General features: G+C 72.3%; 29 protein-coding genes. 13 read left to right on the top strand and 16 right to left on the bottom strand.

Annotated elements, in window-relative coordinates; genetic code table 11:
• Positions 1-57: 57 nt before the first annotated feature.
• Positions 58-579, top strand: a complete 522-nt coding sequence (locus ACZ51S_RS20775) for a DUF4240 domain-containing protein (RefSeq protein ID WP_468883824.1) — start codon at positions 58-60, stop codon at positions 577-579.
• On the opposite strand, the gene ACZ51S_RS20770 is transcribed toward ACZ51S_RS20775, so the two are convergent.
• Positions 573-1,343, bottom strand: coding sequence for an SDR family NAD(P)-dependent oxidoreductase (locus ACZ51S_RS20770; RefSeq protein WP_468802188.1), 771 nt, complete (start codon positions 1,341-1,343; stop codon positions 573-575). The two genes, ACZ51S_RS20775 and ACZ51S_RS20770, sit on opposite strands and share 7 nt — an antisense overlap.
• An 85-nt stretch (positions 1,344-1,428) precedes the next feature.
• Between ACZ51S_RS20770 and ACZ51S_RS20765 the strand changes: the two genes are divergently transcribed.
• Positions 1,429-2,082 carry a TetR/AcrR family transcriptional regulator gene (locus ACZ51S_RS20765; protein ID WP_468477242.1) on the top strand — a complete coding sequence of 218 codons (654 nt, stop codon included), beginning with the start codon at positions 1,429-1,431 and terminating at the stop codon, positions 2,080-2,082.
• A gap of 53 nt (positions 2,083-2,135) precedes the next feature.
• Here the strand turns inward: ACZ51S_RS20765 and ACZ51S_RS20760 are convergent, their stop codons facing one another.
• A complete protein-coding gene (locus ACZ51S_RS20760) occupies positions 2,136-2,405 on the bottom strand; it encodes a hypothetical protein (RefSeq protein ID WP_468961658.1) in 270 nt (89 codons plus the stop codon).
• Between the two features lie 150 nt (positions 2,406-2,555).
• Positions 2,556-3,965, bottom strand: a complete 1,410-nt coding sequence (glnA, locus tag ACZ51S_RS20755; RefSeq protein ID WP_388935722.1) for a type I glutamate--ammonia ligase — start codon at positions 3,963-3,965, stop codon at positions 2,556-2,558.
• Positions 3,966-4,150: 185 nt separating this feature from the next.
• On the opposite strand from glnA, the gene ACZ51S_RS20750 reads away from it, so the two are divergent.
• Entirely contained in the window at positions 4,151-4,618 is a 468-nt protein-coding gene (locus ACZ51S_RS20750; protein WP_388935725.1) for an RDD family protein, read from the top strand.
• A 153-nt stretch (positions 4,619-4,771) separates the two neighbouring features.
• On the opposite strand, the gene ACZ51S_RS20745 is transcribed toward ACZ51S_RS20750, so the two are convergent.
• The 5 genes from ACZ51S_RS20745 to ACZ51S_RS20725 all read right to left on the bottom strand — a co-directional run bounded on the left by ACZ51S_RS20745 (position 4,772) and on the right by ACZ51S_RS20725 (position 8,208).
• Positions 4,772-5,470, bottom strand: coding sequence for a DUF4191 domain-containing protein (locus ACZ51S_RS20745; RefSeq protein WP_388935728.1), 699 nt, complete (start codon positions 5,468-5,470; stop codon positions 4,772-4,774).
• Between the two features lie 9 nt (positions 5,471-5,479).
• Positions 5,480-5,677, bottom strand: coding sequence for an SCO2195 family GlnR-regulated protein (locus ACZ51S_RS20740; RefSeq protein ID WP_362470288.1), 198 nt, complete (start codon positions 5,675-5,677; stop codon positions 5,480-5,482).
• Between the two features lie 226 nt (positions 5,678-5,903).
• On the bottom strand, positions 5,904-6,866 hold the full coding sequence (gene lipA / locus ACZ51S_RS20735; protein ID WP_388935732.1) for a lipoyl synthase: 963 nt from the start codon (positions 6,864-6,866) through the stop codon (positions 5,904-5,906).
• Positions 6,867-6,977: 111 nt separating this feature from the next.
• On the bottom strand, positions 6,978-7,790 hold the full coding sequence (gene lipB / locus ACZ51S_RS20730; protein ID WP_388935736.1) for a lipoyl(octanoyl) transferase LipB: 813 nt from the start codon (positions 7,788-7,790) through the stop codon (positions 6,978-6,980).
• A gap of 94 nt (positions 7,791-7,884) precedes the next feature.
• On the bottom strand, positions 7,885-8,208 hold the full coding sequence (locus tag ACZ51S_RS20725) for a hypothetical protein (protein WP_468477243.1): 324 nt from the start codon (positions 8,206-8,208) through the stop codon (positions 7,885-7,887).
• Positions 8,209-8,381: 173 nt separating this feature from the next.
• Between ACZ51S_RS20725 and ACZ51S_RS20720 the strand changes: the two genes are divergently transcribed.
• Positions 8,382-9,821 carry a regulator gene (locus ACZ51S_RS20720; protein WP_388935742.1) on the top strand — a complete coding sequence of 480 codons (1,440 nt, stop codon included), beginning with the start codon at positions 8,382-8,384 and terminating at the stop codon, positions 9,819-9,821.
• 121 nt (positions 9,822-9,942) lie between these two features.
• Here ACZ51S_RS20720 and ACZ51S_RS20715 read toward each other — a convergent pair whose 3' ends face one another.
• The 3 genes from ACZ51S_RS20715 to ACZ51S_RS20705 form a co-directional block, all read right to left on the bottom strand.
• Positions 9,943-11,217, bottom strand: coding sequence for an FAD-dependent oxidoreductase (locus ACZ51S_RS20715; RefSeq protein ID WP_468802189.1), 1,275 nt, complete (start codon positions 11,215-11,217; stop codon positions 9,943-9,945).
• Positions 11,218-11,376: 159 nt separating this feature from the next.
• A complete protein-coding gene (locus tag ACZ51S_RS20710) occupies positions 11,377-12,270 on the bottom strand; it encodes a TIGR01777 family oxidoreductase (protein ID WP_468961656.1) in 894 nt (297 codons plus the stop codon).
• Between the two features lie 221 nt (positions 12,271-12,491).
• On the bottom strand, positions 12,492-13,181 hold the full coding sequence (locus ACZ51S_RS20705) for a VIT1/CCC1 transporter family protein (RefSeq protein ID WP_388935750.1): 690 nt from the start codon (positions 13,179-13,181) through the stop codon (positions 12,492-12,494).
• Between the two features lie 76 nt (positions 13,182-13,257).
• Here ACZ51S_RS20705 and ACZ51S_RS20700 point away from each other — a divergent pair, with 76 nt between their 5' ends.
• Positions 13,258-14,361 (top strand): PP2C family protein-serine/threonine phosphatase, encoded by a 1,104-nt coding sequence (locus ACZ51S_RS20700; protein ID WP_468477246.1) that lies wholly within the window; start codon positions 13,258-13,260, stop codon positions 14,359-14,361.
• 15 nt (positions 14,362-14,376) lie between these two features.
• Positions 14,377-15,258 carry a nuclease gene (locus ACZ51S_RS20695; RefSeq protein WP_468477247.1) on the top strand — a complete coding sequence of 294 codons (882 nt, stop codon included), beginning with the start codon at positions 14,377-14,379 and terminating at the stop codon, positions 15,256-15,258.
• A 38-nt stretch (positions 15,259-15,296) separates the two neighbouring features.
• On the opposite strand, the gene ACZ51S_RS20690 is transcribed toward ACZ51S_RS20695, so the two are convergent.
• Positions 15,297-15,554: a hypothetical protein gene (locus ACZ51S_RS20690; protein WP_007263742.1), complete on the bottom strand. Its 258-nt coding sequence runs from the start codon at positions 15,552-15,554 to the stop codon at positions 15,297-15,299.
• Positions 15,555-15,660: 106 nt separating this feature from the next.
• Here ACZ51S_RS20690 and ACZ51S_RS20685 point away from each other — a divergent pair, with 106 nt between their 5' ends.
• Positions 15,661-16,041 (top strand): ArsC/Spx/MgsR family protein, encoded by a 381-nt coding sequence (locus tag ACZ51S_RS20685; protein ID WP_467893232.1) that lies wholly within the window; start codon positions 15,661-15,663, stop codon positions 16,039-16,041.
• On the opposite strand, the gene ACZ51S_RS20680 is transcribed toward ACZ51S_RS20685, so the two are convergent.
• A complete protein-coding gene (locus ACZ51S_RS20680; RefSeq protein ID WP_468802192.1) occupies positions 16,038-16,898 on the bottom strand; it encodes an alpha/beta hydrolase in 861 nt (286 codons plus the stop codon). The two genes, ACZ51S_RS20685 and ACZ51S_RS20680, sit on opposite strands and share 4 nt — an antisense overlap.
• A gap of 76 nt (positions 16,899-16,974) precedes the next feature.
• Here ACZ51S_RS20680 and ACZ51S_RS20675 point away from each other — a divergent pair, with 76 nt between their 5' ends.
• Positions 16,975-17,457, top strand: coding sequence for a MarR family winged helix-turn-helix transcriptional regulator (locus tag ACZ51S_RS20675; RefSeq protein ID WP_468961654.1), 483 nt, complete (start codon positions 16,975-16,977; stop codon positions 17,455-17,457).
• Here ACZ51S_RS20675 and ACZ51S_RS20670 read toward each other — a convergent pair.
• Positions 17,447-17,941, bottom strand: a complete 495-nt coding sequence (locus ACZ51S_RS20670) for an ATP-binding protein (RefSeq protein ID WP_468477250.1) — start codon at positions 17,939-17,941, stop codon at positions 17,447-17,449. The two genes, ACZ51S_RS20675 and ACZ51S_RS20670, sit on opposite strands and share 11 nt — an antisense overlap.
• 195 nt (positions 17,942-18,136) lie before the next feature.
• On the opposite strand from ACZ51S_RS20670, the gene ACZ51S_RS20665 reads away from it, so the two are divergent.
• Positions 18,137-18,946 carry a helix-turn-helix domain-containing protein gene (locus ACZ51S_RS20665; protein WP_468477251.1) on the top strand — a complete coding sequence of 270 codons (810 nt, stop codon included), beginning with the start codon at positions 18,137-18,139 and terminating at the stop codon, positions 18,944-18,946.
• Positions 18,947-18,948: 2 nt separating this feature from the next.
• Entirely contained in the window at positions 18,949-19,143 is a 195-nt protein-coding gene (locus tag ACZ51S_RS20660; protein WP_468477276.1) for a DUF397 domain-containing protein, read from the top strand.
• A 493-nt stretch (positions 19,144-19,636) separates the two neighbouring features.
• On the opposite strand, the gene ACZ51S_RS20655 is transcribed toward ACZ51S_RS20660, so the two are convergent.
• Positions 19,637-20,560: a GDSL-type esterase/lipase family protein gene (locus ACZ51S_RS20655; RefSeq protein WP_468477252.1), complete on the bottom strand. Its 924-nt coding sequence runs from the start codon at positions 20,558-20,560 to the stop codon at positions 19,637-19,639.
• 639 nt (positions 20,561-21,199) lie between these two features.
• Here ACZ51S_RS20655 and ACZ51S_RS20650 point away from each other — a divergent pair.
• Complete coding sequence (locus ACZ51S_RS20650) at positions 21,200-21,739, top strand: hypothetical protein (RefSeq protein ID WP_468477253.1); 540 nt, start codon at positions 21,200-21,202, stop codon at positions 21,737-21,739.
• Here the strand turns inward: ACZ51S_RS20650 and ACZ51S_RS20645 are convergent.
• Positions 21,732-22,673, bottom strand: coding sequence for a Gfo/Idh/MocA family protein (locus tag ACZ51S_RS20645; RefSeq protein ID WP_468477277.1), 942 nt, complete (start codon positions 22,671-22,673; stop codon positions 21,732-21,734). The genes ACZ51S_RS20650 and ACZ51S_RS20645 overlap by 8 nt on opposite strands.
• A 187-nt stretch (positions 22,674-22,860) precedes the next feature.
• On the opposite strand from ACZ51S_RS20645, the gene glnII reads away from it, so the two are divergent.
• Together glnII and ACZ51S_RS20635 are read left to right on the top strand one after the other, a co-directional pair.
• Positions 22,861-23,895: a glutamine synthetase gene (gene glnII, locus ACZ51S_RS20640; RefSeq protein ID WP_468477254.1), complete on the top strand. Its 1,035-nt coding sequence runs from the start codon at positions 22,861-22,863 to the stop codon at positions 23,893-23,895.
• Between the two features lie 139 nt (positions 23,896-24,034).
• A complete protein-coding gene (locus ACZ51S_RS20635; protein ID WP_468961652.1) occupies positions 24,035-24,976 on the top strand; it encodes a DUF6891 domain-containing protein in 942 nt (313 codons plus the stop codon).
• Positions 24,977-25,186 lie beyond the last annotated feature (210 nt).

Genomic DNA, 25,186 nt, shown 5'->3' with positions numbered 1-25,186 from the left:
CCTTTGGCCGTATGAGCGGTGGCGGCGCGGGGGCGCACCCGTGATGCTGGAGCGGTGATGGACGAGACGGAGTTCTGGGAGATCGTCGACCGTACCCGCGAGGCCGCCGAGGGCGACCCCGAGGAACACGCCGAGCTGCTCGTGGAACGGCTGGCGCAGCTCGATCCCGACTCCGTGCTGGACTTCGCGCGGCACTTCGAGTCCCGGTACAACCGGGCGTACACCTGGGACCTGTGGGGCGCGGCCTGGGTGCTGCTCGGCGGGGCGAGCGACGACGCGTTCGACTACTTCCGGTGCTGGCTGATCGGGCAGGGCCGGGAGGTCTTCGAGGGCGCGGTGCACGATCCGGACCGGCTGGCGGAGCTGCTGGACGATTTCGACGAGGAGATCGACGGGGACGGCGAGGAGCTGGGGTACGCGGCCGACGAGGCGTACGAGCAGCTCACCGGGGCGGTGGCGCCGGATCTGGGCATCCCGTTGCAGGCGGAGGAGCCGGAGGGCACCCCGCTGGACTTCGAGAACGAAGCCGTGCTGGCGGAGCGCTTCCCCCGGCTCTGGGAGCGGTTCGGCGGTCAGTAGTGGGTGCCGCCGTCGATGCGGATCTCGGTGCCGGTGATGAAGGCGCCGTCCTCGGAACCCAGCATGGCGACGACCCCGGCGACGGTCTCCGGGCCGGCGAAGCCCTGGCCGAGGGCGGGGGCGAGCTTGGCGAACAGGCTCCAGTCGGTGTCCTCGGGCAGGCCCGGGCCGGCGCCGGTGGTCATGCCGCTCTCGATGGAGCCGGGGGCCACGGAGACGAAGCGCAGGCCCTGCTTGCTGTACTCGGCGGCCAGCGCGTGGGTCATGGACTGGATGCCGCCCTTGCTGGCCGCGTAGGCGGACATGTAGGGGTGGGCGAAGCTCGCCGAGGTGGAGCTGAAGTTGACGACCACGGGCTGCTCGCCCGCGAGCAGTGCCGGGAGCGACTCGCGGATCATCAGGAAGGTGCCGGTCAGGTTGACCGAGATCACCTGGTTCCACAGGTCGAGCGTGGTGCGGTGGGTGTGCGCGGAGCGCAGGATGCCCGCCGCGTTGACCAGTACGTCGATGCCGGTGAGGGCGTCGACGGCGGCGGCGACGCCCGTCCGGACGGCGGCCTCGTCGGATATGTCGAGGACCGCGGTGGTCAGCCGGCCGGCCCGGCCGTCGGCGGCCGCCTGCCCGGCGGTGGCCTTCAGTCCGGCCTCGTTCACGTCGACGGCGTGGACGCGGCCGCCCTCGGAGAGAATGCGGTGGACGGTGGCCCGGCCGATGCCGGAGCCGCCGCCGGTGATGAGGACGCGGCGTCCTTCGTAACGGTTCATGGGGCGAGCGTACCGAGTGGGTGACACGGTTTGCCAGACTGGCAGCCAATGCATTCCACAGCCCGTCCTGGCGTAGGCTGCACCCGTGAGATCTCCCCGCCCGTACTCCCCCCAGAGCGGCCCCGGAGCCCAGTCGCTCACCGAGCGCCGCAAGGCCGCCACCCAGCTCGACATCGCCCGCGCCGCCTGCGAGCTCTTCGCCGCGCACGGCCCCGACCGCACCACCGCGGAGGACATCGCCCACCGGGCCGGAGTCGCCCTGCGCACCTTCTACCGCTACTTCCGCAACAAGCAGGAGGCCGTGGCCCCGCTGCTGGCGGGCGGCGGGGACGCCTGGCGCGCGCTGCTCGCGGAGGAGCAGCCGGGGACTCCCCTCGCGGAGGCCCTGGAGCGTGCGGTGACCCGCTCGCTGAGCGATTCCAAGACCGTCGAGGAGGGGCTGCGGGTCACCCGCGGCCTGCTGCGGGCCGCCGCCTCGGACGAGGCCCTGCGGGCGGTCTGGTACCGGGTCAACCAGGACTCCGAGGAGCGACTGGTCCCCGTGGTGGCCCGGCTGGCCGGTCCGGAGGCGGACCCGATGTCGGTACGCCTCCTCGCGGCGGCCGCCACGGACGCGATCCGCGTCTCCCTGGAGCTCTGGTCCGCCGGCGACGGCCCGGTCTCGGGCCCCGGCTCCCCCGCGGACCTCGCCGTCCGAGCCCTGCGCGAGCTCACCGGCGCGATGCCCCTGCTCCGCTGAGGCGCGGAGCAGGGGCATCGTGAGGACAGTCGGTTGCGTGGGTCAGCCGTGGGTCAGCGCCACCCGCCCCAGTCGTCGTGCCAGTCGTCGTGGTGGTGCCAGCCGGCGTGGTCCCGGTTGCCCCAGTCGTTGTCGTTCCAGCCGCGGTCGTGGCCGTGCCAGCGGCCGTTCCCACCACAGCCGTCGTCCCAGTGGCCGGAGTGACGGTGGTCCGAGCGGGAGTCCCAGCCCCCGTCGTGGGCGGAGGCATTGGTGACGGGCAGCAGACCCAGGGCGAGTCCGGCGGCTCCGGCGACAACGGCTCCAACGATCCTACGGCGCATCTTCATGCACCTCCGAACATGTCGGGCTTATCGGGCTTTTACTTCCTATCAACCGTTGCGCGGGCCGAGCGGCCTGTCAAAAGCAGAAGGCCCCCCGCCGCTCTCCACGGAGAGCGGCGGGGGGCCTTCCATCAGGCACGATCCGCGTTTTTAGAGGTCGAAGTAGAGCTCGAACTCGTGCGGGTGCGGGCGCTGCGCGATCGGGGCGATCTCGTGCGTGCGCTTGTAGTCGATCCAGGTCTCGATCAGGTCCGGGGTGAAGACACCGCCGGCGAGGAGGTACTCGTGGTCCTCCTCCAGGGCCTTGAGGACGTCCTCGAGGCTGGTCGGGACCTGCGGGACGCTCGCGTGCTCGTCGGGCGAGAGCTCGTAGAGGTCCTTGTCGATCGGCTCCATCGGCTCGATCTTGTTCTTGATGCCGTCGAGGCCCGCGAGGAGCAGGGCCGAGAAGGCCAGGTACGGGTTCGAGGACGGGTCCGGCGCGCGGAACTCGACGCGCTTGGCCTTCGGGTTCGAGCCCGTGATCGGGATGCGCATGGCGGCGGAGCGGTTGCGCTGCGAGTACACCATGTTGACCGGCGCCTCGAAGCCCGGCACCAGGCGGTGGTACGAGTTCACCGTCGGGTTGGTGAAGGCGAGCAGCGACGGGGCGTGCTTGAGGATGCCGCCGATGTAGTAGCGGGCGGTGTCCGACAGGCCCGCGTAGCCGGCCTCGTCGTAGAAGAGCGGCTCGCCGCCGGCCCACAGCGACTGGTGCACGTGCATGCCCGAGCCGTTGTCACCGAAGATCGGCTTCGGCATGAAGGTCGCGGTCTTGCCGTTCTTCCAGGCGACGTTCTTCACGATGTACTTGAAGAGCATCAGGTCGTCGGCCGCGGCCAGCAGCGTGTTGAACTTGTAGTTGATCTCGGCCTGGCCACCGGTGCCGACCTCGTGGTGCTGGCGCTCGACCTGGAGGCCCTGGGCGTCCAGCTCGAGGGAGATCTCGGCGCGCAGGTCGGCGAAGTGGTCGACCGGGGCGACCGGGAAGTAACCGCCCTTGTAGCGGACCTTGTAGCCGCGGTTGTTCTCCTCGGAACCGGTGTTCCAGGCGCCGGCCTCGGAGTCGATGTGGTAGAAGCCCTCGTTCGCGGAGGTCGCGAAGCGCACGCTGTCGAACACGTAGAACTCGGCCTCGGGGCCGAAGAACGCGGTGTCGGCGATGCCGGTGGAGGCGAGGTAGGCCTCGGCCTTCTTCGCGATGTTGCGCGGGTCGCGGCTGTAGGCCTCACCCGTGATCGGGTCGTGGATGAAGAAGTTGATGTTGAGCGTCTTGTCCTTGCGGAACGGGTCCAGACGCGCGGTGCTGATGTCGGCACGCAGCGCCATGTCGGACTCGTGGATCGCCTGGAAGCCGCGGATCGAGGAACCGTCGAAGGCAAGCTCCTCCGCCGGGTCGAACGCTCGCGCCGGGATGGTGAAGTGCTGCATCACACCAGGCAGGTCGCAGAAGCGGACGTCGACGAACTTGACGTCGTTCTCCTCGATGTACTGCTTCACTTCGTCGGCGTTCTTGAACATCCAACTCCTCCTACTCCCGGTCCCGGGGCAGGGACGGGCTTTATAGCTCGTGGCGCGTCAGTGCGGTGCCGCACGCTGACCCGACCATAAGCAGACGGGATTTCCCAAGCATGACCCATTTGTTTCGCACAAGTTAACCAGGGTCCGGTCCAGGTCCTCTGGAGGAGCACCGGTACCGTGGTGGAGTGGACAACAGGCAAGCAATCGGTTCCTGGCTCTCCGGCCCGCGCGCGGCCGCCGAGGAGATGGGCGTCGACTTCGGCTATCCGGGCCAGCGGCTCGGCCTGCCCCAGTCGGGCCCCGGCTCCGCGGCCCGCTTCGGACGCCGGCTCGGCGCAGTCGCCATCGACTGGATCGGCTGCCAGCTGATCGCCTACGGGCTCATCACGCACGGAGACCTGGCCGCCGCGGGCAACTGGACGCTCGCGCTCTTCCTGTCCCTGACCCTGCTGACCGTGGCCACCGTGGGATTCACCCCCGGCAAGCGGATCCTCGGACTCCGGGTGATCGGGCAGGACGGCGGCCGCCTCGGCATCCCCCGTGTGGTGCTGCGCACCCTGCTGCTGGCCCTCGTCGTCCCGGCGCTGGTCTGGGACCGTGACGGGCGCGGGCTGCACGACCGCCTCGCGGGCGCCGTCCAGGTCAGGATCTAGCGGTACACCACCGCCGTCGCGTAGAGGTGTTCGCGCGCGGGGGCGGTGGCTCGTATACGCCGCTCGTATACACAAAGGGGCGCCTCCCGGCCATCCGGCCGGGAGGCGCCCCTTTCATGTCCCTCCGCGTCCCTCTGGGTTACGAGGAGACGGTCAGCGCATCTTTCCGCCGCGCGGCATGCGCATGCCCTTGGGCATCGGGCCCTTCGGGACCGGCATGTTGCTCATGAGGTCACCCATGGCCCGGAGCTTGTCGTTGACCTGCGTGATCTGCGGGCCGGACAGGACGCGCGGCAGCTTCAGCAGCGTCGTACGGACCTTCTTGAGCGGCACCTCGCCCTCGCCGGTGCCCACGATGAAGTCGTGGACCGGGATGTCGGGCATGATCCGGGCCAGCTTCTTCTTCTCGGCCGCGAGCAGGGTCTTGACCCGGTTCGGGTTGCCCTCCGCGATCAGGACCACGCCCGCCTTGCCGACGGCCCGGTGGACGATGTCCTGGTTCCGGTTCATCGCGACGGCCGGGGTGGTGGTCCAGCCCCGCCCCACGTTGTCCAGTACGGCCGCGGCAGCGCCCGGCTGCCCCTCCATCTGCCCGAAGGCAGCCCGCTCGGCCCGACGCCCGAAGACGATCGCCATCGCGAGGAACGCCACCAGGAAGCCCAGGATGCCCAGGTAGACCGGGTGGCCGATCAGGAAGCCGATCGCAAGGAAGACACCGAAGGTGACGATTCCCACGCCCGCGACGATGAGACCGACCTTGGGGTCGGCCTTGCGCGTCATTTTGTACGTCAGGGCGATCTGCTTCAGTCGCCCGGGGTTCGCAGCAGTCTCTGCGTTTGACTTCCTCGCCATGAGGCGAGTTTACGTGTCCTGCGGGGTCCGGGTCGCCGCGGCCTCGAGTACGTGCTCGGTTTCCACCCGGTCCTTCGCCCGGCGGCGGTCCTCCAGGACGGCCGCCCAGGCATTGCGCCGGGCACCGCTCATGAGCAGCGATTCCAGGCCCCGGAAGGCCTCGCTGAAGGACGGGATGGCGATGGCGCGGACTGGCGCGGCCTGCATGATGTCGACCCCTACTCTCGCTGCTCGCTCTGTGGCGTGTGCGGTGCGTGGATCCAGCGTCACCGACTGGTGTTACCAGGGCATGGCCGGTCGGTCAAATGTGATGGACACGTTGCAAACAAAGACGCGGCCCGCCGGACTTCTCACACGAAAGAAGCCTAGGGGCCGCGCCGATGCGGTGTTACCGATTGGTAAGCATTGTGCGTGAGTTCACACGCACACAGAGTCAGGAGGACTGCGCTCCGGTCCGGGCGCGCTTCTCCATCGCCTGGTTGTACAGGCGTCCGGCGCGGTACGAGGAGCGGACCAGCGGGCCGGACATCACGCCGGAGTAGCCGATCTCCTCGGCCTCCTTCGCCAGCTCCACGAACTCGGCCGGCTTCACCCAGCGCTCCACGGGGTGGTGCCGCGGCGAGGGCCGCAGGTACTGGGTGATGGTGATGAGCTCGCAGCCGGCCTCGTGGAGGTCCTTCAGCGCCTGGCTGACCTCCTCGCGCTCCTCGCCCATGCCGAGGATCAGGTTCGACTTGGTGACCAGGCCGTACGCGCGGGCCTTGGTGATCACCTCGAGGGAGCGCTCGTACCGGAAGCCGGGGCGGATCCGCTTGAAGATCCGCGGCACCGTCTCGACGTTGTGCGCGAAGACCTCGGGACGGGAGGCGAAGACCTCCTCCAGCAGCTCCGGAACCGCGTTGAAGTCGGGGGCCAGCAGCTCGACCTTGGTGTGCCCGGCCTCGCGGCCGGCCGTCTGCTGGTGGATCTGGCGCACGGTCTCCGCGTACAGCCACGCGCCGCCGTCCGCCAGGTCGTCGCGGGCGACGCCGGTGATGGTGGCGTAGTTCAGGTCCATGGTGACCACGGACTCGCCGACGCGACGCGGCTCGTCCCGGTCGAGGGCCTCGGGCTTGCCCGTGTCGATCTGGCAGAAGTCACAGCGCCGGGTGCACTGGTCGCCACCGATGAGGAAGGTGGCCTCGCGGTCCTCCCAGCATTCGTAGATGTTCGGACAGCCGGCTTCCTGGCACACCGTGTGCAGTCCTTCGCCCTTCACCAGGGCCTGCATCTTGGTGTACTCGGGACCCATCTTCGCCCGGGTCTTGATCCACTCGGGCTTGCGCTCGATGGGGGTCTGACTGTTACGGACCTCCAGGCGCAGCATCTTGCGTCCGTCGGGTGCGACTGCGGACACGACCGGCTCCCTGTGACTTCGATTCTTCGGCGCCCACCAGGGTACGCCCGTAAATTCGTACGCTCTTACGTCCGCCAACCGGGGGCCGGCCGGACGCATTCCCCCGCGGGGTCAGGCCCCGGCGGCTTCGATCTCGCGGGGCCGCAGCTCGGCGTTCTCCAGCACGTCCCTCAGGTGCCGTTCGACGACCGGCAGCACCTCGGCGATGGTGACCTCCCGGCCCAGTTCGTACGAGAGCGAGGTCACACCGGCGTCCCGGATCCCGCAGGGGATGATCCGGTCGAACCAGGTGCTGTCCGGGTTCACGTTCAGGGAGAAGCCGTGCATCGTGACGCCCTTGGCGACGCGGATGCCGATGGCGGCGAGCTTGCGGTCCTCGCGGCGCTGGCCGGCGTTGGACGGGGCGTACTCGGGGCCGTGGAGACGGGCGTCGAACTCGTCGTCGCCCGTACGCGGGTCCGTGGCGGGCACCGTGAAGTCGAGGGAGAGGCCGCCGATCGCCGGGCGCTGCTCCACGGGGTCGCCGAGCACCCAGACGCCGGAACGGCCCTCGATCCGGGTCGTCTCCAGGCCGAAGTCGGCGGCGGTGCGGATGAGGGCTTCCTCGAGGCGGCGCACGTGGGCGACCACGTCGACGGGACGCGGCAGCTTCATGATCGGATAGCCGACCAGCTGGCCAGGGCCGTGCCAGGTGATCTTGCCGCCGCGGTCCACGTCGATGACCGGGGTCCCGTCCAAGGGGCGCTCACTGGGATCCGTGCGCCGGCCGGCGGTGTAGACCGGCTCGTGCTCCACCATCAGGCAGGTGTCGTCGATCTCGTCGGCGAAGCGGGCGGCGTGCACCCGGCGCTGCTCTTCCCAGGCCGCGGTGTACTCGACGGATTCCGGCCCGAAGCCCAGATGGACAAACCGAAGCTCAGTCACCGCAGCGCCTCCTCGTTGAACCTGCTGTGTGTGGAACCTGCCGTGTGCACGTATCGCACCCCGGTCAAGAGTACGGCGGCCCGCGCGCGGCCCCTCAGGCCCCCGGTCCGGACCGTCCCGCGGGCCCGGCGGCGGGCCCGGCGGCCGTCTCGCCCGGCCGGAGGGCCGGCAGCCGGCGGGGCCGCCCGCGGCCCGCGGGCGGCCGGTCGGGATCCTCGTCGGCCCTCGGCAGCCTGCGGTGACCCTCGGAGTGATCGTTGACCCAGCCGCACACCCCGCACGCGTAGCGCCCGTCCAGGCCCGCGATGTAGGTGCCGCAGCGGCGGCACTCCGCCTCGGTGATCTCGGGGGCGGGCAGCGGGGCGGTGGATTCCGCGTACGGATCGGGGCGGTGTGCCTCGTGGGGCCGGCGGGTCATGTGGCGCAGCGTACGCGGACCGAGTGGACCGGTCCGTAAAGAGCCCTACCCATTCTGCACACGATCGGATGAATGTGGGGCAGAGAGGGCGGTCCGAGGAGAGTTGGCCGCTACATTCACGCCGTTCACAGGGCCGGGACCCCGGTCCGTCACGTACGGAAACCGTGGAGCCGATGACCGAACGACCTGCCCAGCGTGTCCCCAACCGGCAGCTCGCGGCACTGATCGCGGAAGCCGGGTTCTCCAACGCCGGGCTCGCCCGGCGTGTCGACCAGCTCGGTCTGGAACACGGTCTGGACCTGCGGTACGACAAGACGTCCGTGACCCGCTGGCTACGCGGCCAGCAGCCCCGCGGCACCACCCCGGCGCTGATCGCGGAGGTCTTCACCCGGCGCCTGGGGCGGCGGCTGTCGGCGCAGGACCTGGGCCTGGACGCGTGCGCCCCCGTGTACGCCGGGCTGGAGTTCGCGGCCACCCCGGAGGAGGCCGTGGACATCGCGAGCGGGCTGTGGCGCAAGGACTCCGGCTCCCACGCCGAGCTGCGCAAGATCGCCTTCACCCCGGCCGGGCTGGTGGTGCCCAGCCGGGACTGGCTCATCGGACGCGCCGACGAACGCGTCGCCCGCGGCGCCGACCCCGCCGCGCACCGGGTCCCGGCCCAGGGCCGCACCACGGTGCCCCGGCAGCGCCAGATCGACCGGGGGCCCGGACAGCGGGTGACCAGCGGGGACATCGCGGCGCTGCGGTCGGTGAGCGAGCTCTTCCGGACCCTGGACCACACCTACGGCGGGGGGCACGCCCGGCAGGCCCTGGTGCGGTACCTGGAGCACGAGGCCGAGCCGATGCTGCGCGGCACCTACGGCGAGACCACCGGCCGCCGCCTGTTCGCCGCCGCCGCCGACCTGACCCGGCTCGCGGGCTGGACCTCGTACGACATCGCCGCGCACGGCCTGGCCCAGCGGTACTTCGTCCAGGCGCTGCGGCTGGCGCAGGCCGCCGGGGACCGGCAGTACGGGTCCTACGTGCTGATCACCATGAGCCGTCAGGCGGTCTACCTCGGGCACGGCCGGGAGGCGGTGCAGCTGGCCCGGGTCGCGCAGCAGGGCGTGGGCTCGGGTCCGCCGCCGGTGGTGCAGTCGCTGCTGCACGCCTCGGAGGCGCGGGGGCACGCGGTCCTCGGCGAGGTGCGGGCGGCGACGGCCTCGCTGGTGCGGGCCGAGCGGGCGCTGGGCGCGGCCCGGCCGGGGGACGACGTACCGCACTGGGCCCGGCTGTTCGACGAAGGGCAGCTGGCGGACGAGTTCGGGCACTGCCACCGCGACCTCCAGCAGTACCGGGCCTCCGCCCAGCACGCGGAGCGCTCGCTCCAGCTGCGGGCACCGGGCTTCGCGCGCTCGCGGCTGTTCTGCCGGGTGGTGCTGGCCACGGCGCGGCTGGGGCTCGGCGAGCTGGACCAGGCGTGCGCGCTGGGGGCGGAGGCGGCGCAGCAGGCGATGGAGATGCGGTCGGTGCGCGCGGTGGAGTACGTACGGGACTTCGAGCGGCGGCTGGAGCCGTACCGGGACGCCTCGGCGGTGCGGACGTACCGGGACCGGGTGTCGGCGCTGTCCTGACGGGTCCCGGCGCGGATGGATGGGCCCGGCCGGATGGATGGGCCCGGCCGGATGGATGGGCCCGGCCGGACGGGCCCGGCCCCGCGCGGGGACCGGGCCCGGTGCTCGGGCGGCCGTGCCGTCAGGCCGCCGCGGGCAGCGCGGACTCCGGCTGGGCCGGCAGCGGGATGCCGAAGTCGCGCAGCAGGGCGGTGGCGGCGCGGCGGGCGGAGTGCAGGGCCCCCTCGACGGTGTTGGAGTCGCGGTGGTCCCCGCACACGTAGAGCCCGGCCAGGACCCGTACCGGCCGCTGCCGGTCGTGCGGCGGGGGCATCGCCGGGACGGCCTCCGGGGTGTGGTGGACGGTCAGCAGCTCCCAGTCCCGCGTCGAGGTGTCGTACAGCCGGGCCAGGCGGGAGGCGACCGTCCGCAGGGGCGGCGGCGGGCCGTGCACGGTGGTGGTGACCAGGCCGCGGGCGGCGGGGGCCCGGGTGGGGTCGACCGCGCTCATCACGGTGGTGTGGGCGAGCGGCCACTTGGGGTCGGCGTCCAGGAGCAGCGAGCCGTCCCAGGGCAGGGGTGCGGGGGTGGCGTGGTGGATGACGGTGACCTCGTGGAAGCCCGGCACGCGCAGCCCCGGGAGCAGTTGGGCGGCGGCCCGGGCGCCGGTGGCGAGCAGGACGGCACGGCAGCCGAACTCCCCGTGCTCCTCGGTGGTGACGAGGTTGGTCGCCACCGACCGCACCCGGATCCCGGTCCGTACCGTGCCGGGCGGCAGGGACGCCGCGAGCAGGCCGGGCAGGGTGGCGGCGCCGCCCTCGGGCACCGCGAGGCGGCCCCTGGCGAAGGTGCGCAGCGCGAGGTCGGCCACGCGGCTGGACGTGGTGAGCTCCGGGTCGCGGAGCAGGGCGGACAGCAGGGGCCGCAGGACGCCGGCCACGGTGCGCGGCGGCAGGCCGCGGGAGCCGAGGGCGGCGAGGGCGGTGCGCTCGGGCCGGGCGAGGACGCGTTCCACGGGCAGCGCCGCGAGCCGCCCGAGCGCGGCGCTGAAGCGGGCCTGGTCGAGGGAGCCGCTGGCCAGCGCGCGGGCGGGGGTCAGGGCCCCGGCCCGCTGCTGCCTGCCGTCGGCGCCGTGCACCAGCACCCCGGGGGCGAAGGGGCGCAGGACCAGCCCCGTGAGGCCCGGGGTGCGGGCCGGTTCGGTGTACGCGGTGCTGAGGAGCTGGCCGACCCGGTCGAGCCGGAACCCGTCGGCCGATTCGGTGGCCATGCGGCCGCCGGGGTCGTCCGCGGTCTCCAGGACGCTGACGGTGACCCCGGCCGCGATCAGGTGGTGCGCGGCCGCGAGTCCTGAGACTCCGGCTCCTACGATGACGACGTCCGCGTGATGTGCGGCATGGTGTGAGCTGCTGAGCACGTGCCCCTCCCCGAGGTCGGCGCGGCTGTGTGGGGATCCTCCTTCCCCCAACGGACTCCGGGAGAACCCCACTTGCGGTGGGGATTCCGTACAACTCCGGTCGCACGACGGTCGCACACGGGTCACGAACGGTCGCACACGATCGGGAGCCTGCGCCGTCTACGGCTTGAGCGCCGCCCTGATCGACTCCTCGATGCCGGGGTACGTGAACTCGAACCCGGCCTCCGTCAGCCGGGCCGGGCGCGCCCGCTGACTGCCCAGCACGTCCTGCGACAGCTCGCCGAGCACGAGGCGCAGGACGGGGGCCGGGACGGCGAACACGGCCGGGCGGCGCAGTACGCGTCCCATCGCGGCGGTGACCTCCCGGTTGGTCAGGGGCTGCGGGGCGGTGAGGTTGAAGGGGCCGGAGAGGCCCGGGGTGTCGATCAGGAACCGCAGGGCGGCGACCTCGTCGTGCAGGGAGATGAACGACCAGTACTGGCGGCCGCTGCCGAGCCGGCCGCCGATCCCGGCCCGGAAGACGGGGAACATCCGCCCCCACGCCCCGCCCCCGGCGGCGACCACCAGGCCGGTGCGGGCGAACACGGTCCGGATCCCGGTCTCCCGGGCGGGGGCGGCGGCGGCCTCCCACTCGGCGCAGACCTCGGGCAGGAACCCGGTGCCGGCGGGAGCGCTCTCGTCGACGGCCCGTTCCCCGGTGTCGCCGTAGTACCCGACGGCGGAGCCGCACACGAGCACGGGCGGCGGGGTGTCGAGGGCGGCCATGGCCCGGGCGACGGCGGCGGTCCCGAGCACCCGGCTGTCGCGGATCTCGCGCTTGTACGCGTCGGTCCAGCGGTGGTCCCCGATGCCGGCCCCGGCGAGGTGCACGACGGCATCGCACCCGCGCAGCCCGTCGGGGTCGACGTATCCGGCCCGGGGATCCCACCGCGCCTCACCGGGGGCGGCGGGGGCGCGGCGCACGAAGCGGACGGTGCGGTGGCCGTCGGCGTGGAGGGAGCGCACGAGGGCCTGGCCGATGAGTCCGGAGGATCCGGTGAGGGCGATACGCATGCGGCCAGTGTCCCTGCCGGGAGGTGTCGTGCGGGGGGTTGTCCGCCGTCCGGCCGCCCGCCTGCCCAATCCAGCCCCGCCGGCGCTTGAGGCGCGGGGTCCGGGGCGGAGCCCCAGGAGGGGGTCCGGGCGCAGCCCGGGGAACGGGCGGAGGGCGGGTGGGGGACTTCGCCCCGCGCAGCGGCGCACCGGCCCGCGAGCGCCCCACCGGCCCCGCAGGGTCAGGCTCCGCCCAGCCAGGTGCCCACCGCGTACGTCACCCCCATCGCGACGCCCCCGCCCACCACGTTCCGCAGCACCGCCCGGGACGCAGCGGCCCCGCCCAGCCGGGCGCTGACCACCCCGCACAGCGCCAGCGCCCCCAGCACCGCCACCACCGTCACCGGCACCCGCCACGACGCCCCCGGCAGGACGACCGCCAGCAGCGGCAGCACCGCCCCCGCCGTGAAGGCCACCAGGCTCGCGAAGGCCGCGTGCCACGGGTTCGCCAGCTCGTCCGGCTCGATCCCCAGTTCCACCCGCGCGTGCGCCCGCAGCGCGTCCCGTTGCGTCAGCTGTTCGGCGGCCTCGCGGGCCACCTCGCGGCTCAGGCCCCGGGCGCCCAGCAGCTCCGTCAGCTCGTCCAGCTCCGCTTCCGGCTCCTCCGCCAGCTCCTTGCGCTCCACCTCCAGCGCCGCCCGTTCGGAGTCCCGCTGTGAGCTGACCGACACGTACTCGCCCGCCGCCATCGACAGCGCCCCCGCCAGCAGCCCGGCCACGCCCGCCGTGAGGATCACGGTGCGCGAGGTGGTGGCGCCGGCGACGCCGACCACGAGGCCCGCGGTGGAGATGATGCCGTCGTTGGCTCCGAGCACCCCGGCCCGCAGCCAGTTCAGCCGGGTGCTGATCGCCGCGCTCCGCACGTCCGTCACGGGACCACTGTCCCCGCCCGCGCCTGCCGGGGCCACCCGGCGTGCGCGGCCGGGGCCGCCGTACCAGGGTGGAGGGGTGAGACGCGGACGGGAGGAGCCGGGCCGGCTGCAGGGGGCCCCGCCGCCGCGCTGGGCCCGGATCGCGCCCGCGGTGGCCATGGTGGCGCTCTGCCTCACCCAGTGGACCACCCGTACGGCGGAGCTGGCCTACTTCCTGGCGGCCCTGCCCGCCGTGGCCGCCTTCGCGTACGGGCCCGCCGGCACGGCCGTCTTCGCCGGGCTCGTGCTCCTCCTGCTGGGCATTCCCGACCTCGGGGTGGGACAGGCCCGCGGCAGCGACCTGGCCACCGTGGCCACCGTCGGACTGCTCAGCGTGATCATCGCCTGGGTGCGGCGGCGCCGGGACACCCAGCTGGTCAGTGTGCGGACGGTCGCCGAGGCCGCCCAGCTGGCGGTGCTGCCGCCGGTCCCGGAGCGGGTCGGCCGGGTGCGCTGCGCCGGGCTGTACCGGGCGGCGCAGCGGGGCACGCTGGTCGGCGGCGACCTGGTCGACGTACGGGCCGGGCCGTACGGGGTGCGGGCGGTGGTCGCGGACGTGCAGGGGCACGGGCTGGCGGCCGTCGGGACGGTGGCGTCGCTGCTCGGCGCGTTCCGCGAGGCGGTCCTGGACGACCCGGCGCTGGCGGCGGTGGCGGCGCGGCTGGACCGGCGGCTGACGGCGGACGCGGCCGCGGAGTCCGCCGCGCATCCGGAGCTGTTCGCGACGGCGCTGCTGCTGGAGTTCCCGCCCGGGCTGCCCGTCGTACGGGTGGTGTCGTGCGGGCATCCGCCGGCGCTGCTGCTACGGGGCTTCGCGGTCACGGAAGTGGCCGTGGAACCGGGGCCCCCGCTCGGTCTGGGGCTGGCCGGGCCGGCCGGCGCGGTGGTGGCCGAGGTCCCGCTGCTGCCGGGCGACCGGCTGCTCGCGCACACCGACGGGGTCACCGAGGCACGGGACGCGGCGGGGAACTTCTACCCGCTGTCCGCCCGGGTGCCGGTGCTGGCGAACGACCCGGCCGGGCTGGTCCCGGCCGTCTGGCGGGACCTCGCCGCCTTCACCCGGGGCGGCCCGCGCGACGATGTCGCGCTGCTGCTGCTGTCCCCGGACCACGAGATCCGTACGGGGCGTCATCGTCCCTGAGGTACGGGAGGAAGCATGTCCATGCTGATCATCAGGGGGACCTTCCGGGCGAAGGGCTTCAAGCCGGACGGTGACACCGTCTCCTTCACCCCGGACGACGTGGCGGACTGGAAGCGGGTGCCCGGCGTCCACCGGATCCTGCCGAAGGCCGACGGCCGCGCCGCCGTCCGATTGGAGGGCGTCGACGCGCTGGAGACCCACTACGGGGACGACGAGTCGGGGGTGCAGCACCAGCCCCTGCCGCTGGCGCACCGGGCCGCGGACGAACTGCTGAAATGGCTCGGCTTCACCGACTTCCACCGCGACGAGGAGGAGACCATCACCTCGACGATCCCCGACGCGGTGCCCGGCTTCGTCCTCACCGGCGGCGCCGACGTCTACGGCCGGTGCGTGGCCCTGGTCGGCCGCAGGAACCCCCCGGCGTTCAACGGGTACGGGATCGACGTCGACGTCGACCAGTTGAAGAAGACCGCCAACCACCACCTGGTCAAGGAGGGCCTGGCCTATCCGACGTTCTACACCGGCTTCCCCGACCACCTGCGCACCGCCCTGGCCGTCGCCGCGAAGGCGGCGAAGGACGCGGTCCCCAGGAAGGGCGTCTGGGCCCAGGACGTGACCACCGACGGCTTCAAGGTCACCGACATGGAGTCGATCACGGCCGACAACGGGGCGGTGATCCTGCCGAAGCTGTTCCGCCGGCTGAAGGACTACCTGGACCTCGACCTGGAGGGCCCGCCCCTGGCCTGCCTCCCCGCCTTCCTCGCCGGAGCCGGCGACCGCTTCTACCTCCAGGGGAAGGCCGACCGGCTCACCGGCCTCCAGCGGATCGTCAAGGTGGACGACGGGACCATGAGGATGACCCGCCCGGTCGAGGAGATCACCTTCGACGAGAAGTGAGCCGGGCCGGCCGGCGCACGGGCCGGCCGGCCGGCATGTCAGCCCCCGTTGGCGACGATGAAGGCGCGGACCATCCGGCAGGTGACATTGGACGGGCGGTGGATCCCCACGCGCACCGCCATCGTCCGTATCTTGCGGTTGGTGGCGCGCTTGGCGTCGTACGTCCCCGTGTCGAGCAGGGAGATGGCCAGGCGCATGGCCTTCAGACGGCGGTTGTGGTTCTCGTACCACTCGCGGGGCAGACCCGCCGGCAGCGGCTTCTTCTTGGGCATCGAAATGATCGCGGCAGCGGCCATCTACAGCCTCCCAAACGGTAGTTGGCTTCCTGTCGTGCTCCTTCGATTTTAGTGGGGGGCACTGACAAAAGCCCTGGCCGCGCGGAGTCTGACTACCCTTGCCGGCATGGAGATCTGGATCAATCCCGCCTGCTCGAAGTGCCGGAGCGCGCTGACCCTGCTGGACGCGGAGGGCGCCGACTACACGGTGCGCCGCTACCTGGAGGACGTACCGTCCGAGGACGAGATCCGGGAGGTGCTCGGCCGGCTCGGGCTGGAGCCGTGGGACATCACGCGCACCTCCGACGCCCTCGCGAAGGAGACCGGCGTACGGGACCTGCCGCGCGAGGAGACCGACGAGGCGCGGGCCCGCTGGATCGCCCACCTCGCCGCCCACCCGAAGCTGATCCAGCGCCCGATCATCACCGCCGAGGACGGCACGGCCGTGGTCGCCCGCTCCGAGGAAGCCGTCCGCGACGCCCTTTCCCGCACGGGCGGGGCCTCCTAGTACGGGAACTGGGCCGGGGCCAGGAGACGGGCGATCTCGGCGGGCGCCGTCAGGGGCAGCGCGTGGTGGGAGACGCCGGGCAGTACGCCGACCCGCGCGCCCGGCAGTGCGGCGCGCGCGGCGCCGGCGGCCCGGCGGGGGTCGTGACAGCGTGCCCGCCCCGCGAAGAGGACCTCAACCGGCAGCCCGCCGAGCCCGGCCGCGTCCGGGCGCGGGCCGGTGACCGGCCGCACGGTGGGGAAGGCGGCCGTCTCCTCCTGGAGCCGCGTCCAGGCGGGGTCGAGCGGCACCCCGCCGGTCTCCCAGGCCAGGAAGGAGCGGATCCGGGCCGGGGTGGGCCGTAGCAGCACGGGCAGCGCGCGCAGGACGTAACCGGGGCGCAGCCCGGCGAAGACCTGGGTCGGGTCGAGCAGGACGAGCCGGCCGAGCCGCCCGGGCCGCCGCGCTGCGGCGTGGGCGGCGACCCAGGCCCCGTATGAGTGCCCGGCCAGCGTGACGGGCCCCCCGTCGAGGCCGCCGAGGTCGCGCAGGCCGTCGAGGAGCGCGTCGAGCCAGTCCGCGAGGTCCGCGACGGTCCGCATCTCCCGCCCGGGCGCCGGGACGCTGAGCCCGGGCTCTCCGACCAGGTCCACGGCGTGCACCCGCCGGCTCCGGGCCGGCCCGGCGGCGACGCAGGCACCCCACACGGTGGAGGTGGCCCCGCCCCCGGGCAGCAGCACGAGCGGCGGCGCCCCGACGGGACCGCAGCTGTTGACGCGGGTCACTCCGTACGGCGTGGGCACGTCGACGGCCTCGACGGGCCGGGGCCACTGGGCGAGCACCTCGCCGTAGGCGGCACGGAAGGACGTCCGGGACATGGCTGGCTCCAATGCCTCGCTGGGCGATAATCTCGCTCAGCGAGAGATCCTAGGCCGGGTCGATGCGGGAGGCAATGTGGACGAGGGCTTGAACCGCGACGAGGGCGATGACGTGGGCGATGACGTGGACGGCAACCTCGAACTGGTGCACCTGCTGCGTGCGGTGGCCGTCGAATTCGGCTTGCGCCAGGCGGAGTTCGCCACTGCCAACGGCATGCACCCGACTGACGTACGGGCCCTGATCTGCCTCCTGGACGCCGCCCGCGCCGCCGAACCCGCCACACCGGGCCTCCTGCGCACCCGGCTCGGCCTCAACTCGGCGGGCACCACCGGCGTGATCGACCGCCTGGAGCGCCTGGGCCACGTGGAACGCGTCCGCGACCCCGAAGACCGCCGCCGCGTCCTGCTCCGGGTCCGGCCGGAGGCGGTCCGACTGGGGCAGGAGTTCTTCGGGCCGGCGATCAACACCCTGCTCGGCGCCCTCACCCCCCTCTCGCCCGCCGAACGCACCACCATCCGCGACTTCCTGACGGCAGCCCGGGAGGCATTCACCCCCTGAGGGCACATTCGGCCCAGACGGTCTTCCCGACCAGCCGGTCCGAAACCCCCCAGGCGGCGGCAACGGCCCCGACGAGCTGGAGCCCGTACCCGCTCCCGCCGGGGCTGGGCCGCCGGTCCCTCCGCCCGTCCGACACCTCGACCCGCACCACCTCACCGAGGCGGCTGACCCGCAGCTCGAAGTCCCGCCCGGGCACCCGCCCGTGCGTCACGGCGTTGGCGGCGAGCTCGGCGATGACGAGCCCGACATCGTCGGAGACCCTGCCGCCGTGCGGAAACCCCCAGGCGTGGAGCTGGACGAGCGCCAGATGCCGGGCCAGCCGCGCACCGCGCGCGGTGGCACTGAACCGCTGCACGAAGACGAGGCCTTGCAGGGCGGCGTCCAGGCCGGTGACCAGATCGGCCCAGGCGCGGTCGAGCTGGGGGAGGACGTTGGCGAGCCATTGAACGTCGTCCTCGGAACCAGCACCCGTCGCGTCATGCATGACATCCCACCATTCGTTCGAGTACTCAATCACGTTGAGTGACAACAGAGTTACGCCAGCGGAGCTACGATCGAAAGCGTCCGAATGACCGACCTGCACCTTGGTCGGAGTGGCATATTCCGACCTGCTCGACCTGGGGGAACGCGTCGGGCCCGGTCGTGACCAACCGCATGGGAACGTGGGAAGGGAGCGCCCGTGGAGCCGGATCCACGCCGCCGATTCGCCGAGGAACTCAAAAGTGCCCGGGAGCTGTACCCGGAGCACCGCCTCTCCCAGACGAATGCGGCCCGTCTGGCGCGCACGTCGAAGAGCACGATCAGCCGTGTGGAATCAGGGGAAGGGCCGGTCCCTCCGGAGCTGCCGGCGGTGCTTGATCAAATCTTTCAGACCGACGGCTTGTTCAAGCGACTGTACGAAGAGACCGTCGCGCAGAGCTTCCCGGCGATACATCGACGCCGCATGAGGCTGGAGCGGGAGGCGATCGCCATCTGGGAATGGTCCCAGCACGTCGTACCTGGGTTGTTGCAGACCTCCGACTACGCGCGTGCCATTCTCTGCAAAGGTGACCCTCGCATCGGCGAGACCGAGATCACGAAGGCCGTACGCGCCCGACTCACTCGTCAGGACATCCTTCGGGGCGCTGCCCCTCCGCAGGTGCGCGTGGTGTTGTGCGAATCCGTACTCCATCGCCACTTGGGGCACCGCGATGTGATGCGAGCTCAACTCGGGGCATTGCTGACGCACATGGAGCACCCCACGATCGGCATCCGCGTGCTGCCCCTCGACGCCGAGGCACACTTGATGATCAACAGTTCAGCAAGCTTCCTCACAGCCCCCAGCCACGTGACCGTGGTCTGCGTGGAGGCGTACCGTACTACCGGAATCATCGATGAGCCGGAGCATGTGCGGGCAGCACAGCGTGCCTTCGAGGACCTGATGGGCGAGGCTCTTTCCGCGCGGCGCAGCGCAGACCTCATCAGAGAACAGATGGAGAAACTGACGTGAAGATGCACCCTGCCCCGGAACAGGACTGGTGGATAAAGTCCAGCCACAGTGGGGCCGACCAAGGCAACTGCATCGAGATTGCCGCCGGTACTGGAACCGTCCGCATCCGGGACTCCAAAGTGACCAGCGGTCCCGAGCTGACAGTGGCCCCCACCACCTGGGCCACCTTCCTGGACGGGATCACGGCGGCCCGCTGAACCTGGGCCGGGTCAGGGCTGGTTTGGGGGTTTCCCGTCAGTCCCATCGTCCTTCCGGTTCGTGCCGGTCCCTCAAGGGCGCTCACTTCGTTCGCGTCGCTTCGCGATGGCCTTCGGCGACCCTTGACCGACCAGCCCGCCCCGGAAAGACAAGGACTGCCGGGAACCCCCCAAAAGAACGGTCACGGGGCAGGAAGGGGAGGGGCGGGTCCCTCATCGACGAGACGAGGGGCCAGGCCTTGGCCATGCCCCGCATTCGGGCCCGTGCGCTGCCCGGCAAGGCCGGGGGCCAGGTTACCCGCACCACCTGCCGATCAGGCCCCGTCCGGGACCGGTGGGCGCGACAGATCGCTACGCGCTCCTCATGGCTTGGCGTCCGGCGACCGTCCGGGGCTGATACCCGCATCAAATGACGAACAGGGCAGCATCCGGGACCGGTGGGCGCAGCAGATCGCTACGCGCTTCCCTCGGTACGGCGTCCGGCGGTCTCGGGTCAGGCGGCCAGGTGCCGGTAGAGCGCCTGGTGGCCTTCAGGGGTGGGGTGTATGCCGTCTATGAGCAGGTCGGGCTTTCCCCGGAGCGGGTCCCACATGTCGACGAAGTCGATGTGGTTGCCCTCGCACCACGTCCGGAGGGATTCCCGGAGGGCCAACGCCCTGTTCTCCGTGAAGCGCAGGCCCTCGTAGTCGCCGGTGCGCTCTTCGTCCAGCCAGACGGGGCCCAGGACGACGAGGCGGGCGTTGTGCGCGTGGGCCGTCGCGGCGAGCGCGTCGAGACCGTCCGTGAGGTTCACGAGTCCGTCGGCGTCCGGCGCGGAGAGCGGTACGGCGGAGTCGTTGATCCCTGCGGCGAGCAGGATGGTGTCGGGAAGGCGAGGGGCCAGCAGGGCGGGCGTCTGCTCGCTGACGGCGGCCAGGGTGCTGCCGGGTATGGCGAGGTTGAAGACCCGGTGGGCCGTCTCGTTCTCGGCGATGTGGGCAGCCGCCAGACGGGCCGCCCAGCCGCCCTGCGGATCACATCGGCCGTAGGCGATGCTGTCGCCCACGATCACGATCCGCGCCGCCGGGCGCAGCGGCTTCGCGTCTAGGTAGGCCCAGGCGCTCTCCCCGGACGAGAGGATGACGCGCCGGCGGGTGTAGTCGTCGACCTCGTAGGCGTCGGCTGCGGCGAGTTCCCGGTCGGTGAGGTGGAGGACGGATCCCTCGACCACGCTGCCGAGCTTGCGCTCCAGGATCAGGTGTACGTCAAGGCCGCTGGCGGCGATCACGTCCGGGTCGGTGATCTTCAGCGGCCTGGTCGCGTACCCGGCCAGCGACGCGGGACGGCTGGGCACGGCCTGGCCGAAGAGGGCCTTCTGAACCTTCGGGTCCATCAGCGTGCCGAAGGAGAACAGGAGGTGGGGGCGCGACTCGCTCACGATGGGGCTTTCTTCAGGAATCGGTCAACTATGTTGATCAAGGTACCCACTCCCCCCTCCTGCCGTCCGTGGTGATCTGTCGCGCCCACCGCTCCCGGATGGGGACCTGATCAACATGTGGTGCAGGTATCAGCCCAAGACGGCTGTCGGACGCCATGCCGGGAGGAGCGCGTAGCGATCTGGCGCGCCCGCCGGTCCCGGACGGGGTCCTGATCGTCATGAGGTGTGGGTAGTCGGGCCCCGGCATGGCCGGGCAGGGCACGGGCCCGGATGCGGGACATGGCTGCGGCCCGGTCCCTCGTCTCTTCGCTGGGGGAGTCACCCCCCTCCTCCTGCGCCGTGACCGTTCCTTCGGGGGCTTCCCGGCAGCCTTTCGGCTTTTCGGGGCGGGTCGGTCGGTCAAGGGTGGAGCGAAGCGACATCGCGTAGCGACGCGAACGAAGTGAGCGCCCTTGACGGGCCGGCACGAACCGGAAGGACGATGGGACTGACGGGAAGCCCCCGGACCCGCCCTGAGACGGGCCCGCCGGACCCCGCTCCCCCACCCCCCGCCCCGGCCTTCACGCCGCCCCCACGCCCCGCCCCGCTAGGGTGGCCCGAGGAGCAAAAGCAGACAAACCGCACCAAAGGACCGGCGCCGTGACGGAGCAGCAACCCGACCCCAGCCCCACCACCAGCCCCCGCTACCCCATCGCGCCGTCCCGGCGCGGGGCCGACTGGATGTTCGGAGGGGTGTACGGGACCGTGCTGGCCAGTGGGCTGCTGGCCGCGCTGGAGCAGCAGGGGGAGGCGTACACCCCCTTCTACGACGCCAGCTGGGTCCTGGTCACCGCCGTCACCGCCGCGCTGGCGCACGGGTACGCGCACCACATGGCCGACCACCGGGCCGGCTCCGCCGCGCACCGGTGGCGGTTGCTGGGCCGGGCCCTGTGGAACGAGTGGCCGATGATCGCGGCCACCCTCCCCACCGTCCTGCTGCTCCTGCTCGCGGGGGTCGCGCACTGGGAGCCGTACGGGGTGACGGCCGCCGGGCTCGGACTGAACACGGCGCTGCTGTTCGGCTGGGGGGCCTTCGTCGCGATCCGGGTCGGCTACCGGATCGCCTCGGCGCTGCTCATCGGCCTGGCCGACGCCGCGATCGGGCTGGCCATCATCGTGGCCAACGCCCTCATCAAGTAGCCAGCTGCCGCTCCGCCTCGGCCAGGATCCACGTCAGCCGGGCCCCGAACTCCGCCCCGCGCGGGTCCGGCACCCCCGTGCGGGCGGCGTCGAGCAGCGCGTCCAGGGCGCGCCCGCAGGCGCCCGGTACGTCGCTCCAGTCCGGCAGCGCGAAGACGCCCTCGGCCCCGCGCAGTTCCAGCCCCACTCCGGCGGCCGCCTGCGGCGCGCTCAGGCTGAGCACGGCGGTGCTGGCGGCACCGGAGGCGTGCCGCAGGGCCAGTTGGACCAGGTCCGACGGGCCCCGGGTGGCGGAGACGGCGGTGACCTCGCCCAGGACCGGGATCAGGACGGACAGGGCATGCGGGCCGACGTCCCACAGCCCGCCCTTGGTCTTGCGCCAGGGCGAGTCGGCGTAAGCGCTGGGTTCGCCGGCGGGCGGGAAGACCGCGCCGAGCCAGTGCGCGGAGGCGGTGAACCACCCGGTGCGTCCGGCCTGTTCGAGGACCCACCCCGCGGTGGGCTCGGCGAAGCGGAGGGTGAGGAAGACGACGGAGGCGACGCCGTGCGCCCCGGCGGCGTCGGCGACGGCCCGGGCGTCCTCCACCGTGGTGGCGACGGGCTTGTCGAGCAGCAGGTGGCAGCCGGCGGCGGCCGCGCGCACGGCGAGCGGGGCCTGGACGTCCGGCGGCAGGGCGAAGGCGGCGACGTCGCAGTCGGCGAACAGCGCGTCGGGGTCTTCGTACACCTTCACCCCGTACGCCTGGGCCAGCTCGGCCGCGGCTTCGGGGCGCCGGCCCCAGACCCCGGCGAATTCGGAGCCGGTGTGCGCGGCGAGGGCGGGGGCGTGGGTGCGGCGGGCCCAGGGGCCGGTACCGAGCAGGCCGACGCGGGGGCGGGGGCGTGCGGGGCCGTCGCCCGCGCCGTCACCGGAGGAGTTCAAATCGTACGAAATGCTCACCCGCTCAGTGTGCCCCACTCGGACGGATGCACAGCCACCGACCCGAACAAGCCACCCGACCTGCGGCGTAAACGCCGGTAACACGGGGTTCACACATGGGCAACCGATGAGAAATCGCCACGGGGCACGCTGCCGTCAACACCGCAGCGATCCGCCGCACCCGCAGAGTCAGGATGGTCCCGTGAGCTACAAGGCTGAATACATCTGGATCGACGGCACCGAGCCGACGGCGAAGCTCCGCTCCAAGACGAAGATCCTGACGGGCGGCACCCCCGCCGACGTCGCGGAGCTGCCGATCTGGGGCTTCGACGGTTCGAGCACGAACCAGGCCGAGGGTCACGCCTCGGACCGGGTCCTCCAGCCGGTCTTCTCCTGCCCGGACCCGATCCGCGGCGGGAACGACATCCTCGTGCTGTGCGAGGTCCTCGACATCGACATGACCCCGCACGCGTCGAACACCCGCGCGCTGCTGCGGCCGGTCGCGGAGAAGTTCGCCGGCCAGGCGCCCGTCTTCGGCATCGAGCAGGAGTACACCTTCTTCGACGGCACCCGCCCGCTCGGCTTCCCGGTGGGCGGCTTCCCGGCGGCGCAGGGCGGCTACTACTGCGGTGTCGGCGCGGACGAGATCTTCGGCCGCGAGATCGTCGAGAAGCACCTGGACCACTGCCTGGCGGCGGGCCTGGAGATCTCCGGCATCAACGCCGAGGTCATGCCCGGCCAGTGGGAGTTCCAGGTCGGCCCGCTCGGCCCGCTGGAGGTCTCGGACCAGCTGTGGATCGCCCGCTGGCTGCTGTACCGCACGGCCGAGGACTTCAACGTGTCGGCGACGCTGAACCCGAAGCCGGTGAAGGGCGACTGGAACGGCGCCGGCGCGCACACCAACTTCTCCACGAAGGCGATGCGCGAGGACTACCGCGCGATCATCTCGGCGTGCGAGGCGCTGGGCGAGGGCAGCAAGCCGCTGGACCACGTCAAGAACTACGGCGCGGGCATCGACGAGCGCCTGACGGGTCTGCACGAGACGGCTCCGTGGAACGAGTTCAGCTACGGCGTCTCCGACCGCGGCGCGTCGGTCCGCATCCCGTGGCAGGTGGAGAAGGACGGCAAGGGCTACATCGAGGACCGCCGCCCGAACGCGAACGTGGACCCGTACGTGGTGACCCGCCTGATCACGGACACCTGCTGCACGGGCCTGGAGAGGGACGGCCTGGTCTGACCGCGGCCTGACGCCCGCGGTCTGAAGCCCGCGGCCTGAGACCGCGGGCACGGCCGCTCAGCGCTCACGGCGGCGCCCGCCTCCCCTCCCGGAGGCGGGCGCCGCCGTCGTTGTCAGTGGCGGGTGCCACGGTGTCCGTATGCATCCCACGCACCCCATCGCGATCCGGCCGGTCAGAGTCCACACCGAGCCGGGCGGCTTCCACGACCTCTCCGGACCCGGCAGCCGCGAGCCGCTGTCCGCGCTCGTGGCGCGCATAGGCGGGGCGGGCGACCGCTTCCTCGTCGTGAACCGGGTCCCGGACGATCCGGACGTCTACGTCCAGGTCTGGCACGAGACCGGCGGCGACTACCAGCTGGAGCACCGCGCCGGCACCCCCGAGCGGCACTTCCAGACGTTCGTCGAGACGGCGGACGAGGTGGTGGAGGTGATGCTCCGCTGGGCGGCCGGGGAGGCGGGCTGGGACCGCGGACCGGTCTGGGAGCGGCTGGACTTCCCGGTGGAGGAGGTGGTGCCGCTGGACCCGGAGGCCGAGGAGGAGCTGACCGGGGCCGTGCGGGGCCGGCTGCGCTGCGGGTACGACGACCGGGCGGCCCTGACGGAGCACGCCGAGGAGTACCTGGTGAACGGTGACGACCGGCCGGTGTCCCGGGCGCAGGCCGCGCAGCTGGTGGACCGGCTCTGGCGGGAGCGGGTCGCCGAGCAGGCCGGGTGGGCGGGTGAGACCGACCCGGAGCGGCTGGCCCGGGCCTTCGGGGCGCTCGACGCGGCCGGGATCACCGCGCGTGAGAACTTCGCCTGCTGCCGCTCCTGCGGCCTCGCGGAGATCCGTGGCGCCGGCGAGGAGGACGCGCGCGGGTTCGTCTTCTTCCACGCGCAGTGCACCGAGGGAGCGGCCGAGGGCGGGAACCTGTACCTGCTCTACGGGGGTTTCGCGTCCGGCGAGGAGCCGACCGTCTCCGTGGGCCGGGAGGTGGTCGCGGCGCTGGACGGGGTGGGGCTGTCGTGGGAGTGGGACGGTTCGGCCCACGATGCGATACGGGTGACCGGGCTCGACTGGCGCAAGCGGCTGTCCGGCTGACGGTTTGTCGGGAATGTGTCAGCCCGACGAAGAGTTGACGACACTATGTGAGATTCCGATCCAGCAAGTGAGATGACGCCTGCCCCGGGCCCCCGTTTCTGCTTCAATGGCGCCCATGGCCAGCCATCCGTACTCCCCGACAGGTCGCAGCGACCTGGAGCCGTTCTGGCCCTCCCGTCAGGACCACGACTTCGACCGGGTGTGTTGCCG

The sequence above is a fragment of the Streptomyces sp. NPDC034043 genome (genome assembly GCF_055575675.1).
The sequence above is the reverse complement of the archived record's forward strand: the minus strand, read 5'-3'. Positions and strand labels throughout refer to the sequence as shown.

What these genes read in the sequence shown, in the direction of transcription:
- ACZ51S_RS20635 (WP_468961652.1), top strand. Translation starts at nt 24,035, where the DNA reads ATGCATCCCACGCACCCCATCGCGATCCGGCCGGTCAGAGTCCACACC.
- ACZ51S_RS20720 (WP_388935742.1), top strand. Translation starts at nt 8,382, where the DNA reads ATGACCGAACGACCTGCCCAGCGTGTCCCCAACCGGCAGCTCGCGGCA.
- ACZ51S_RS20670 (WP_468477250.1), bottom strand. Translation starts at nt 17,941, where the DNA reads ATGCATGACGCGACGGGTGCTGGTTCCGAGGACGACGTTCAATGGCTC.
- ACZ51S_RS20710 (WP_468961656.1), bottom strand. Translation starts at nt 12,270, where the DNA reads ATGCGTATCGCCCTCACCGGATCCTCCGGACTCATCGGCCAGGCCCTC.
- ACZ51S_RS20745 (WP_388935728.1), bottom strand. Translation starts at nt 5,470, where the DNA reads ATGGCGAGGAAGTCAAACGCAGAGACTGCTGCGAACCCCGGGCGACTG.
- ACZ51S_RS20695 (WP_468477247.1), top strand. Translation starts at nt 14,377, where the DNA reads ATGTCCATGCTGATCATCAGGGGGACCTTCCGGGCGAAGGGCTTCAAG.
- glnA (WP_388935722.1), bottom strand. Translation starts at nt 3,965, where the DNA reads ATGTTCAAGAACGCCGACGAAGTGAAGCAGTACATCGAGGAGAACGAC.
- ACZ51S_RS20770 (WP_468802188.1), bottom strand. Translation starts at nt 1,343, where the DNA reads ATGAACCGTTACGAAGGACGCCGCGTCCTCATCACCGGCGGCGGCTCC.
- ACZ51S_RS20760 (WP_468961658.1), bottom strand. Translation starts at nt 2,405, where the DNA reads ATGCGCCGTAGGATCGTTGGAGCCGTTGTCGCCGGAGCCGCCGGACTC.
- ACZ51S_RS20725 (WP_468477243.1), bottom strand. Translation starts at nt 8,208, where the DNA reads ATGACCCGCCGGCCCCACGAGGCACACCGCCCCGATCCGTACGCGGAA.
- ACZ51S_RS20660 (WP_468477276.1), top strand. Translation starts at nt 18,949, where the DNA reads ATGCACCCTGCCCCGGAACAGGACTGGTGGATAAAGTCCAGCCACAGT.
- ACZ51S_RS20680 (WP_468802192.1), bottom strand. Translation starts at nt 16,898, where the DNA reads ATGTCCCGGACGTCCTTCCGTGCCGCCTACGGCGAGGTGCTCGCCCAG.
- ACZ51S_RS20775 (WP_468883824.1), top strand. Translation starts at nt 58, where the DNA reads ATGGACGAGACGGAGTTCTGGGAGATCGTCGACCGTACCCGCGAGGCC.
- ACZ51S_RS20685 (WP_467893232.1), top strand. Translation starts at nt 15,661, where the DNA reads ATGGAGATCTGGATCAATCCCGCCTGCTCGAAGTGCCGGAGCGCGCTG.
- ACZ51S_RS20740 (WP_362470288.1), bottom strand. Translation starts at nt 5,677, where the DNA reads ATGCAGGCCGCGCCAGTCCGCGCCATCGCCATCCCGTCCTTCAGCGAG.
- ACZ51S_RS20690 (WP_007263742.1), bottom strand. Translation starts at nt 15,554, where the DNA reads ATGGCCGCTGCCGCGATCATTTCGATGCCCAAGAAGAAGCCGCTGCCG.